A 13,233-nucleotide genomic window follows, 5' to 3' on the forward strand; every position below is an offset into this window, starting at 1 on the left:
TTTCTAAATCTGCTTTTATACCGATTTATCAGTTGTATTTATTCATAGCTTCCGCTATTTTCCCGTTAATAATAAGTCTTGCCGCATCGGCAGCATCCTTTGTCTTTTCTTCAAGTATTTTCTGTTCATTGGCCGAAAAGCTAGAAAGCACCCAGTCAGCCAAGTCCCAGTTTGGATTAGGTTTTGCTCCTATTCCCATCTTTATTCTCGGGAATGTATCAACACCGCTTAAATAAATTATGCTTCTCATTCCCTTTTGACCGCCGTCACTTCCCTTTCTTCTTATTCTCATTTTGCCTACATCAAGGGAAATATCATCAAAAATTACAAGAACATTTTCAGCAGGCACTTTATAAAACTGCATAGCCTCTACAACCGCCTGTCCGCTGTTGTTCATATATGTCTGAGGCTTCATTAAAAGCACTTTTTTTCCGTCTATTGTACAGCTTCCTATAAGTGACTTGTATTTCAGTTTGTTTATTTTGCAGTCATAGATTTCTGCAATTTTATCTATAGCTATAAATCCCATATTATGGCGAGTATTTTCATATTCTCTACCGGGATTTCCAAGTCCCACTATTATAAATTCACAGCCTGAACCAAAATTTTTATTTTTTCCGAACATCAAATCATTCCTTTTCAACAGGGTGATATCAAATTATATTATTGAAAAATTATTTAACAAACACCAAAAAGGAGTGCGCAGCTACGCACCCCTTATTATATCTCATAAATATTGAGTTATTTGGCGAAATTAACCGAAAATCTGAGAAACAGGTCTGTCGGCATAAATTCTCTCGATAGCCTCTGCAAATACAGGAGCAACAGGGAGAACTGTGAACTTGTCCAGCATTCTTTCCTTTGTGAAAGGAATTGTATCAAGGAGAACAAGCTCTTTGATAACGCTGTTCTTAATTCTGTCAAGAGCAGGACCTGAAAGAACTGCGTGAGTTGCACATGCATAAACCTCAGTAGCTCCTGCTTTCTCAACGAGAGCAGCTGCAGCGTTGCAAAGTGTACCTGCTGTATCGATCATATCGTCAACAAGGATAACCTTCTTGCCCTTAACTTCACCGATAATATTCATAACCTCTGATACGTTTGCTTTCTGTCTGCGCTTGTCAACAATAGCAAGCGGGCAGCCGATTTTTGCTGCAAAGTTTCTTGCTCTTGTAACGGAACCAAGGTCAGGAGAAACAACAACATAATCATCTGTAGCAGAACCGATTTTCTCTTTCATATGGCGAGCAAGAATAGGTGCGCCAACAAGGTGGTCAACAGGAATATTGAAGAAGCCCTGAATCTGATTAGCATGAAGATCCATGGTAAGGACTCTGTCTGCTCCTGCTGCTGTAATAAGGTCTGCGCAAAGCTTTGCGGAAATCGGATCTCTTGCTTTTGCCTTTCTGTCCTGACGAGCATAACCGAAATAAGGCATAACTGCTGTGATACGTCCGGCAGAAGCACGCTTCATAGCGTCAATCATGATTAACATTTCCATGAGATGATCATTAACAGGAGTGCATGTAGACTGAACAATAAAGCACTCGCTTCCTCTTACAGACTCGTGAAGAGAAACAGCAATCTCTCCGTCACTGAAAGTTGTACAGTCGCTCTTACCCAAAGGAAGTCCAAGTATACCTGCTATACCCTGAGCAACATCTCTGTTGGAACTGCCGGAAAAGATCTTAATATCCTTGCCGTGAAAATTCATATAAAATCCCCCTGTAGTTAGTAGTAAAACATCGGCACACCGGACGTCTTTATTTTCTTCATTGTCAAGGTTTGCTTGCCTGTCCAATTTTTAAGATATGCAAATTATTATGTAATATACATAATTAGTAATATCCCTATAGCGATAATGTCTTTAAAACAATGTCACACAAAAAAGACAACAACAAAAAACCATCGAAGGCATAAAAAACAATCGACAGCATGCACCATAAAGTTCTGTTGAAACATAACTATACAATCCAATTATCTCATAAAATTTGATTTTTTCAAGGGGGAAAAGTATTTTTGTTAGAATTAAACTACATTTTTATCGAATTATACAAGATAACTGTCAAAAGTTGGGTAGATTTTTTCAAAAAAACTCAGAAAAATTTGTAAAAACATATAGCTATTTTTGCAAAAGTTTGTTATAATACTAAATAGGCTTAGGGATGTACGTGCGCTTTTGTCGTACAAGTACATTCAAGCGGAATTTATTAAGGAGGTTTTTACAATGGGCCACAAGTATGTTTACTTATTCTCAGAGGGCGACGGCTCTATGAGAGAGCTTCTCGGCGGTAAAGGTGCTAACCTTGCTGAGATGACAAAACTCGGTCTTCCTGTTCCACAGGGCTTTACTATTTCAACAGAGGCTTGTACTCAGTATTATGAGGACGGCAGAAAGATTAATGATGAAATCCAGGCAGAGATCATGGAGAACATCGTTAAGATGGAAGAGATCACAGGTATGAAATTCGGTGATAAGGAGAATCCTCTCCTCGTTTCCGTTCGTTCAGGTGCAAGAGCTTCCATGCCCGGTATGATGGACACAATCCTCAACCTTGGTCTTAATGAAGAAGTTGTAGAAGTACTCGCTGCTAAATCAGGCAATCCTCGTTGGGCTTGGGACTGCTACAGAAGATTTATCCAGATGTATTCCGACGTTGTTATGGAAGTCGGCAAGAAATATTTTGAAGAACTCATCGATGAGATGAAAGAGAAGAAGGGTGTAACTCAGGACGTTGAGCTTACAGCTGAAGATCTTAAAGAGCTTGCAAATCAGTTCAAAGCTGAGTACAAGGAGAAGATCGGCACAGACTTCCCAACTGATCCTAAGGAGCAGTTGATGGGCGCTGTTAAGGCTGTTTTCCGTTCATGGGACAACCCACGTGCAAACTTCTACAGAATGCAGAACGAAATCCCGTACTCATGGGGTACAGCTGTTAACGTTCAGATGATGGCTTTCGGTAACATGGGCGATACATCCGGTACAGGTGTTGCATTTACACGTGACCCCGCTACAGGTGAGAAGAAACTCATGGGCGAATTCCTTATGAACGCACAGGGCGAAGACGTTGTTGCTGGTGTTAGAACACCACAGCCAATCGCACAGCTTCAGGAAGTTATGCCTGAGGTTTACGAGCAGTTCGTAAAGATCTGCGGTATCCTTGAGAATCACTACCGTGATATGCAGGATATGGAGTTCACAATCCAGGATAAGAAACTCTATATGCTCCAGACAAGAAATGGTAAGAGAACAGCTGCTGCTGCTCTTAAGATTGCTTGCGATCTCGTTGACGAGGGCATGATTTCTGAAGAAGAAGCTCTCCTCATGATCGATCCTAAGCAGCTTGACGCTCTCCTCCACCCACAGTTCGACGCTGCAGCACTTAAGGCTGCAAAGCCAGTTGCTCATGCTCTTCCTGCTTCCCCAGGCGCTGCTTGCGGTAAGATTGTATTCACAGCTGAAGATGCAGTAGCACAGGGCGAAAAGGGCGAGAAGGTTGTACTTGTTCGTCTTGAGACATCTCCAGAAGATATCGAAGGTATGCATTATGCACAGGGTATCCTCACAGTTAGAGGCGGTATGACATCTCACGCTGCTGTTGTTGCTCGTGGTATGGGTACATGCTGCGTATCCGGCTGCGGCGAAATCAAGATGGACGAAGAGAACAAGAAGTTCGAGCTTGCTGGCAGAACATATGTTGAGGGCGATTACATTTCTCTCGACGGTTCTACAGGTAACATCTACGGCGAGGCTATTCCTACAGTTCCTGCTTCAATCGGCGGCGACTTCGGAAGAATTATGGACCTTGCTGATAAATACAGAACTCTCCAGGTTAGAACAAATGCTGATACACCAAAGGATGCTGCTCAGGCAGTTAAGTTTGGTGCACAGGGTATCGGTCTTTGCCGTACAGAGCACATGTTCTTCGAGACAGACAGAATTGCTGCTATCAGAGAGATGATCTGCTCCGATACAGTTGAGCAGAGAGAGAAAGCTCTTGCAAAGCTTGAGCCAATGCAGCAGGGCGACTTCGAGCAGCTCTACATTGCTCTTGAAGGAAATCCTGTTACAATCAGATTCCTCGATCCTCCTCTCCACGAGTTCGTTCCAACAGAAGAGAAGGACATCGAACTCCTCGCTAATACACAGGGTAAGACAGTTGAAGAGATTAAGGCTATCATCGCTTCTCTCCACGAGTTCAACCCAATGATGGGTCACCGTGGCTGCCGTCTCGCAGTAACATACCCAGAAATCGCTGCAATGCAGACAAGAGCTGTTATTAAGGCTGCTTTGGCTGTTAACGCAAGCAAGGGTTACAACATCGTTCCAGAGATCATGATTCCTCTCGTAGGCGAAGTTAAAGAGCTTAAGTTCGTTAAGGACGTAGTTGTTAAGACTGCTGACGCTGTTATCGCTGAGGCTGGCGCAGAGCTCAAGTACAAGGTTGGTACAATGATCGAGATCCCAAGAGCTGCTCTTACAGCTGATGAGATTGCTAAGGAAGCAGAGTTCTTCTCATTCGGTACTAACGACCTTACTCAGATGACATTCGGCTTCAGCCGTGATGACGCTGGTAAGTTCCTCAATGCTTACTATGAGCACAAGATTTATGAGAACGATCCATTCGCAAGACTCGACCAGGTTGGCGTAGGCAAGCTTGTTAAGATGGCAGCTGAGCTCGGTAGAGCTACACGTCCTGACATCAAGCTCGGTATCTGCGGCGAGCACGGCGGCGACCCAACAACAATTGAGTTCTGCCATAAGGTTGGTCTCAACTATGTATCTTGCTCACCATTCCGTGTGCCGATTGCTAGACTTGCAGCAGCTCAGGCAGCTATCAAGAATAAGTAATCAAAACTAAAATTTAATTTCAGATTAACTTCTGAATAACGGACAGGCATATCGCATTGCGGTATGCCTGTTTTTTTGCTTTCGTTAAAAAATTACCACAGCAAAGCGGCGAACGTGTTTGGACCGGCTATTCCATCTGCTTCAAGGTTGTTCTTCTTTTGAAAATCTAAAACAGCAATTTTTGTCTGCTCTCCAAACTCTCCGTCATAACCATTGGTATTATATCCACGACAAATTAAAATTGACTGTAAAATTTTCACATAGTCGCCCTTATCCCCCATTTTTAAAAGTTTGCAGGCGTTCTTGGTTTTAACCCCCATAATTCCGTCAGCAACCAAACCGGCTTTATAGGTGACATTTAAAAAGCTTTGCAATGAACAGACAATAGCCGCCTTTGTCTTTGGGCCGTATTCCCCATCCATATCGCAGACTGTTCCAAACTTTCTGTTTAACCACAGCTGTACCTCTTTAATAGCTTTGGTTTTTGCGTCCATCATCACAGTTCCAGTATTGGTTTCATTGTAAGATTGGTCGGCAAGACTCCAGTTAGGTCTGTAATAGCCGTTAATTCTTCCTGAATAAAGTGGATAAGTTTTTCTGCATACTGTAGAAGAAGTATTTGAACCGTTGGCGTTACCCTCTATAGTATGTACCGTGTTTCCCTCAACGTACTCAACTATACCCACATGGTCGCTGAAATATTTGTCATGTCCCGGAAAATATCCAAGTCCGTTCCACGTGAACACCACAGCGTCACCGGGCTGAGGAATTGCCTCGTGTCCTTCAAACCATTTTCCGTAACCTTTAGCCACACCGTATCTTGGAATATCCCCAGCACCTAAAACCTTTACAAAGCATTTGTTTATCAACCCCACATCAGCTGCGCATTTTGATACAAATTCTGCACACCACGGAGTTCCGGCAGGCATACCAAAGTAATCATTGAATATCTTGCAGCCGGTTCCTATATAATTCTGAGCTGTTTTAACAAAATTATCCCTTATATTAGCCATAATACATATCTCCTTAAAATTTATATAACTATAGAAATGTATTACGGTAAACCGTTTATTATACATAAAAAAATAAACTTCTTTATAGATTATAAATTTCTATAAAGAAGTTTTGTAATTCATAATTTTAATAATTATTACTATTTAACTGCCATAGCAACTTTATCTTTCTCATTGTCTTTATTTTATAAGTTTATCTATCATCTTTTTTCACCTATATTTTTATAAAATAAATTTCAGCGTTTCTTTAAATTTAATATCCTTAATATTTTCAGTAATATCTTATTACTAAACTTTAAATGATAGTTATTACCATAAAAAACACGTGCTTCAATTAAATAAAATTTATTTATTTTTTTATAAAATAATATTAACATACACTTTATTTTTTTGTTAAATAAAAACATTTATTTTGTATTTTTATTGCAAAATATGTAATTAGGTGTTAGAATAATATTAGTATATGATGAAAACGGAGGGAAAATATGATAAGCAGAAACCAGTTTCAAAACGGAATAACTGACTTGATAATTTTGCTTTTGCTTTCTGAAAAAGACTGTTATGTGTATGAGATTGTAAAGGATATCCAAAGGCTTTCAGAAGGTTTTCTTTCATTGTCTCAAAACACCATCTATACGGCAGCTTACAAACTTGAAAAGGAAGGCAAAATAAGCGAATATTCAAAAACCGTAGGTAAAAAAAGAACGCGTATCTATTATCACATTGAGCCTAGCGGTATGGAATACCTTGCTGAAATGCGCCAAAGCTATCAAAAGGTAATCGATGGCATGAACCGTGTATTTGCTGCTCACGAAATAAATATGGCCGACGATTACGAACATTTAGAAAATTAAACTAACACTAAACGCCTGTGTATTTCATAGGCGTTTTTATTATTCATATAAATAATGAGGCTGCAGCCAAAAGCTGCAGCCTCATGTGATTTAATAAAGAGGTTAAATATGGCAAATAACACTTATCTTTATGCTTTTACTATATCACCGTCGTCGTTTATTATCATATTACCTGAAGCTACAAGCTGTGTCATTGTAGCATCAAGAATATTTATTGTACCATTTCCGTCAGAATCAGCAGGATCAAGGTAGAAATCTCCTGAAACTTCCTTACGAATAATGTATGTCTGAATCAAGGAAGTATCAATAATATCAATTTTTCCGTCACCGTTAACGTCGCCCTTATTGTATTTAAGGCCTTCCATTGCTGCGGTGAGCTGATTTACAGCCTCTGTTATATCTGACTCAGTTGCATCAGGATTTGCAATAATCTGCTCAGCAAGTGCAATCTTCTCCTGAAGAGCCTTGTAACTGTTAACTGTATAGACGTTATCAAGTTCTTCTGCTTCTGCCTTGAGGAAGAAGAGTTCTGACTTATCAGGCTTTAACGGGGAAGCAATAGCCTCTATGTTAAAGCTGATAACCTGGCTGTCTTCGCCCTTTATAAATGTAACTTCTACTGTGCATTCGCCGTCAATATTATTTAACCAATTTTCAGCAAACACAAAACCGTTAGGTGTTACTGTTACAGCATTGTTCAAAAGCTCTTCTTCGCCGCAAATAACGCTTTCTGTAGTATATCCGTTGTAATTTACATCTATCTGTAAATCTCCGCCAAGTGACTTGTCATAATAGAATTTGTCACCTGAAATTGTAGGAACATCATAAACCTTTTCATATTCATTTACAACCTGGCTTTCGTCAAGAGCTGAAGCGAATACTCTGAAATCGTCCATTGCTCCCTTAAATCCGTGGAGGAAAGAACCTGAACCGTTGAAGTTTCCGCCGATTCTAACATTGTTTGGACAATTCTTTGTAGAAAGTCCTGCTATTGACTTTTCTCCTGCAAGTACGCCATTGAGATAGAGTCTTAATGTATCTCCATCCTTAACCAATGCAGTATGATTCCAGGTGTTGAGACTTACTGCCTGTGGTGTTTCAAGGTAAATAGAACCGTTTCCGTTGCTGTCACTGAGAGAAACGCAGAGTTTCTTGCTTCCTCCGTTGATGTAGAACCACATACCCTTACTTGAAGCGTCACCACTGGTGTTGTTGCTGAGTATAGTCTGTGACTGTCCTGTTTCTCCGGTAACATTGAACCATGTTGAGATTGTCCAGTTGTCGCTTTCGTTAAACAAAGTATCTCCAAGCTGGATTTTTTCTCCGCCGTTAAATGTCATTGCATATCCGTTTTTACCTTCGGTGTAATTATATTTTCCGGCTTTAACACCGTTTTCGTTTCCTGTAAAGTCATATGCTGTGTCGCCGTCTGTTTCATCCATCTTATACCAGCGTGACAAAAGTGAAACTGTAACTGTTGAAGCAGAACTGCATATGTTCTTTGATATTGTATTATCTGCAATATTCTCTGTGTACAAAACTGCGTTTGTATCACTTGTTACGCCCTCGATTGTGAGAGTTACTGATTTAAGGTCATCTCCGAGAACTGCGCTTGTAACTTTCAAACCGTCAGAAACGATGTAATTCTCTGTTTTTTCAGCGGATTCCTTATCCATAGCCTTGCTGAATGTAACAACGAACTTATCATTGCTGATAGGTTTAATTCCTGTGAGAACCGGCAAGCTGTTGTCATTTCCAACAGCTACTTTGATTTCTGCAGACTTGTCACTTTCTGTAGTACCTAAATTTATTGCAGATACGCTGTAATTATAAACTGTGAACTCTGCAACATTGTTGTCAGTATAGCTTGTTTCTGTTGTTGAATCAATAAGTTCTCCGTTTCTGTAAATATTGTATCCGGAAATACCTGTATCCTCATCTGTTGATGCGTCCCATGTAAGGTTTACAACGCTTCCGTTTACGCTTTCGCCCTTGAGATTCTCAGGAACTGTAGGAGGTGTGTTGTCTACAATTGAATAAACCATAAAGTCATCAAGGATAAGCTTTGCTCCGTCCATAACGCCGTTGCCTGCAAATCTGATTACGGTGTCTTTGCTTCCGTCTGTTGTAAATTCAACCTTGTTTTCTCCCTCTTCAAAGTTATAGTCGAGAACCTTCACATTTGTAGTTTCTGAGAATACTGAAACGTTTCCGCTTCCTATTGTCTTAAACTCCATTGTGTATTTTGTGTTAGGAAGAAGTCTTACAGTTGATGGAAGTGTTCTGAAGCTTGTACCCATTTTAAGTGACCACTCGCCGCTTATAGTATCGGTTGTGTATCCCTCATGAGTCTGTGAAAGGTGAGAATGTTCCTCTCTTGACTCAGGAACAAATATTCCGTGAGCCTGGTCAACATGCTCAAAATCTTCATATGCTGCATATCCCTCAGGAAGTTCAGAAGCGTCTGTCTTAACAATTCTTGTTTCCATGAACTGAACAAGACCGTTATCACCGCTCTTGTCGGCTGAAAGTATAATCTCAGCTGTTTCGCCTGTTGCTACAAAGTCAACCCATATTCTCTGCATCATCTTGCCCTGAGAATAGTGGTCAAGGAGATAGCTCTGTCTTACTGTATTTTCAGTATAGTTTTCATACTCTGTTCCGTCATTGTTTACAACTGTCAAACGTGAAGTTTTTCCGTTTGTAGCGCCTGTCCATACAGATACTCTGTATTTCTGTCCAGGAACAAGACCTGTCATTGTCTGGCTGAGGCTTCCGTCCTCTGCTCCTCTGATATTTACAATAGCAACGCCGTTGCTGTCGTCTTCGATTGTAATATGGTCTGTTTCTCCGCTTTCAGAGCTTGCCTGCCAGATTGAGAAGTCTCTTGAGTTGAAGCTTGTATCCTTGATAGGACTTCCCTCACTCCACTTAGTAACGTCAGGAGCTACATCCTCGTTTCCTTTGTAAATAACATAAGGAGTATTTGCCTGAGCATTTATTGAAACCTTTCCGTCTTTTACTTCAATTTCTTCAACAAATACTTTGCCGTTCTGTGTTGTTTTGTAAAGCTTAACTGTTGTCTGATTTTCCCATCCTGCCGGAAGAGTCCATTCTGTGGTTGATGAAGATGGATTCCAGTGATAAATCTTAGCTGCTTCATCAGGGTTCTTTGTTTCGCTGTCCTCTGCATACCAAGGAATAAATACCAAATCACCCTTAGCAATAAGGTTTCCATCCTTATAAATCTCATTTGTGCCGCTGTTATTTACAGAGCGTACATTGCCCTCAAATATAGCCTCGTTTGATGTCATCTTTCTAACATCATAATGCATGAGATATTTCTGAGGAAGCTGACTTGTATAGAACATCTTAACTGTATCGTTAATATTATTTGTATGCTGCCAGCTCATAAATCCTGAGCCGCCGCTTCTGTTATAACCGCCTCTGAAAAGGTTGCTGCCGCTGTAAACATCCTTATCCTGATGATATACAAATCTGTGCATACCATCGCCTATTGATGGCCAGTGAACCCATGCAGTCCAACGGTCAAACTTCACGCCGTCCTCTGTACCCATGATAACGCCGTGCTCATCTGAAAGATTCTGTGCAAGTCTTGCTGCTGCATATCTGTCATCACGATATGTATCAACATAAACAAAGCCTATTCCCGGAACCTTTTCAAACATTTCATCAAGTCTTGAATCCATGCCTCCGTTTAAAATATCAACCTCACGGCGGATATATTTTGACTGGTCAAGCCACTGCCAGCCGTTTCTTGTGGTCATTGTTTCATCTGTGAACATTTTAGCTTCCGGATATGCCTCGGAATGGTTGATATGGATACCCATAACACCGTCTATATCCTCGATTATCTCTGTGAGAAGCTGCATGTCCTCGGCTCCGCCGGCACGCTGGTTTATGTCTGCATAGTCAGCATGTCCGCTATCGTGACCTTCGTTTGCATAACCCTTAAATACAAGAATCTGACCGAAGCCGTCCATGTAATTGCTCAAACGCTTCATGTTATCTGCAACTTTAAGGAAAGGATGCTGAACAACGCTGGAGAAGTTGTAACCAACATGGATAGTGCTGTTGCGTACTGTTTCTCCGCCCACAATTTTATCATCTATAATTGTCTTGAGGGCATTTGCGCCATCCTGCCAATCCATTATTCCGTCTTCATTTGTATCCTCTGTAAGTACAACCTGGCAGTACAAGTCCTCATCCTCATACATTCTTGCGCCGTCAAGTCCCTTATAAAGGAATTCAGTATTCCAGAAACCTGTTGTTGTAGTTCCGTCTTCCATATCAAAGCTTCTGTATGTAAACTCAGAAAGGTTGTTGAGAACATTATTTGCCATTGAAGCTGAGAGCTCATCAGTGGTAATTACAGGAATTGTGCATACTGTGTTCAAAACCTTATCTTCGCTGTTCTTTGTAAGGTCAAGATGTACGTCAGATGCGCCCATAGATGCGTCGAGTTTTGCACCGCTTTGACTGCTGTTTGCAGAAATCAAAGGTTGTTCCGGGAATCCGATTGTATAAACTGTAAAGCTGTCATCTGCAATATTCTTAATTCTCATATCCAGAACATTATTTTCCAAAACAGTGTACACTACATCGAAAGAAACGCCAATTTCTTCGACCTTAACATTATAAGTTACAGAGGTTTCTGTTTCTTCTGAAATTTCAGCAGTTGCCGGATAATCCCATCCGTTTATTGAAACATAGCTTTTAGCAAGCTGTGAACCGTACATTGTCTTTGAGTTAAGCTCATAGCTGATTACTCTTGGGAAATCAGCGGCAAGCTTTACACTCATATCTCCCAAGCTTATTGTTTTTTCTTCGCTTGATTCTGAAAGTTGGAGATTGTCTATATTTTTATATGTGACTTTTTTCAGAATTATCTCTGTAGCGCCCTCAGTGCTGAGACCTATGATACCCTTGAGAGAATCCATTGAGGCTATTCTGATATCCTTCATATGCTGACCATCAAGCCACATTGTAACGGTATTGCCCACATATCTGAGCTTCAATGTGTGGTTATATCCGTTTCTCTTAAAGATAGGTGTACCGTCCTCCAAAATCTGGTAGGATGATATCTTATTTGAACGGTAATTCCAAAGGCTTGTATCATACTGATAACGTGATGAATTTGCATTATAAACAGACTGCCAAACATCGCCGTTTATTCTGTAAAGGAAGCCAACACCGCCGTCGTCGTTGAGTTCTTCAAAAACAAGTTCTATTTCTCCGTTCTCAGCAAGTGGTGCGTTTTCAAAGTGTAGTGTAGTTCCGCCCTTTATATGAAGTCCGTCTTCGGTATACTCAATAGTACCGGAACCGCCCTTCTGAACAACTCCCTCCTGCTGGGTTGTAAAGTCCATAACATACTCGAACTGTTCAAAAGGAACCTTCTTTGTAAATGTTACCTGTGACTGAGAGCCGCCGTCAAACTCTATATTTAAAGAAAAAGTATCGACTTGCTTTGCAATATAGTCTTTGCTGATAACAAGTTTATTTTCTGACAATGTGTAATCTGTATCTGCTGCCAAAGCTTCAACTCCGTTTTTAACAGCTGTAACAGTATCATCCTGTGCCAAAGTTAAAGGAATTTCAACATCTGAAAGTCCCCAGTCTGATGACTGAATTTCAAAATCTGTCTTGTCAGCCTGGGATTTTTTGTATTCAGCAAAACGCATATTTGAAACTTGAACATATTTCTGCCCCTTTTCGGCATCTGCAATACCCCAAATTCTAAATGCGTATTTTCCTGACGCAGGCAGATTGTTCATTTGGGTACGCTGGGTAATAAGCTTTCCGTCAACGTACATTTTTATTGATGTTTCATCAGTTAAAAACTTAAAATGGTATTCCCTGTTGTGCTCAATAGAAAATCCAGTATCGTTTGCAAGTGCAGGCCAAGACTCACTGCCTCCCTGCATAGTGGATGCCTGCAAAGAAGCAACTGTATCAATTGCTATACCTCCGCAGTTTTGAGGATCCTGAAATCTGGGGAAAAACCCTATTCTACATTTCTGAACATCATCTTGAAAAATCAAATCAAATTCCCAAACGCTATTTGTAAGCTCCGGGGCATTTTCGTTATAAATAACTATTGAAGAAGTACCGGCCTGATAAAAAGGAGTATGTGTTTCCTTGAAGCCGTCTTCATAGTATTCCATACCACCTTCAGGAACAGTAATCTCTCCTATTTTTCCAAATTGCTCAACTTTCCAGCCGTAATTCTCATCGGCCGGGTCATTATCCGCCGCTGACACGGCGGCGCTCTGACCAAGCAGCATAATAACAGCTAACAATAGCGCCGTTATTTTCCTGATTTTTATTGTGGATCTCATCTTTAGTTTCTCCTTGTATAATAAATTTAGGTTGATAAGGGAGCCTATCTCCCAAAATCAACTGTATAATTATTCAACATAATGTTGTATAATTGTAGTTATTAGATAGAGGATGTCGTATTCTCCTTGGGGAGCCAAAAGCTACTCCGTAC

General features: G+C 40.6%; 6 protein-coding genes. 2 read left to right on the forward strand and 4 right to left on the reverse strand.

From position 1 onward, the window contains the following. Positions 1-28 precede the first annotated feature (28 nt). The gene (pth, locus tag CGICJO_RS10215; protein ID WP_087376635.1) at positions 29-625 is read right to left on the reverse strand and encodes an aminoacyl-tRNA hydrolase; all 597 of its coding nucleotides are present in this window, start codon (positions 623-625) and stop codon (positions 29-31) included. A gap of 129 nt (positions 626-754) precedes the next feature. Then, a complete protein-coding gene (locus CGICJO_RS10220) occupies positions 755-1,714 on the reverse strand; it encodes a ribose-phosphate diphosphokinase (protein WP_087376637.1) in 960 nt (319 codons plus the stop codon). Between the two features lie 513 nt (positions 1,715-2,227). On the opposite strand from CGICJO_RS10220, the gene ppdK reads away from it, so the two are divergent. After that, positions 2,228-4,852, forward strand: a complete 2,625-nt coding sequence (gene ppdK / locus CGICJO_RS10225; protein WP_486498784.1) for a pyruvate, phosphate dikinase — start codon at positions 2,228-2,230, stop codon at positions 4,850-4,852. 92 nt (positions 4,853-4,944) lie between these two features. On the opposite strand, the gene CGICJO_RS10230 is transcribed toward ppdK, so the two are convergent. Beyond that, positions 4,945-5,865 (reverse strand): peptidoglycan-binding protein, encoded by a 921-nt coding sequence (locus CGICJO_RS10230; protein WP_486498785.1) that lies wholly within the window; start codon positions 5,863-5,865, stop codon positions 4,945-4,947. Between the two features lie 485 nt (positions 5,866-6,350). Between CGICJO_RS10230 and CGICJO_RS10235 the strand changes: the two genes are divergently transcribed. Next, positions 6,351-6,719, forward strand: a complete 369-nt coding sequence (locus CGICJO_RS10235; RefSeq protein ID WP_486498786.1) for a PadR family transcriptional regulator — start codon at positions 6,351-6,353, stop codon at positions 6,717-6,719. A gap of 128 nt (positions 6,720-6,847) precedes the next feature. Here the strand turns inward: CGICJO_RS10235 and CGICJO_RS10240 are convergent, their stop codons facing one another. After that, a complete protein-coding gene (locus tag CGICJO_RS10240; RefSeq protein ID WP_486498787.1) occupies positions 6,848-13,081 on the reverse strand; it encodes an endo-alpha-N-acetylgalactosaminidase family protein in 6,234 nt (2,077 codons plus the stop codon). Positions 13,082-13,233 lie beyond the last annotated feature (152 nt).

This window comes from Candidatus Limousia pullorum (genome assembly GCF_057405065.1).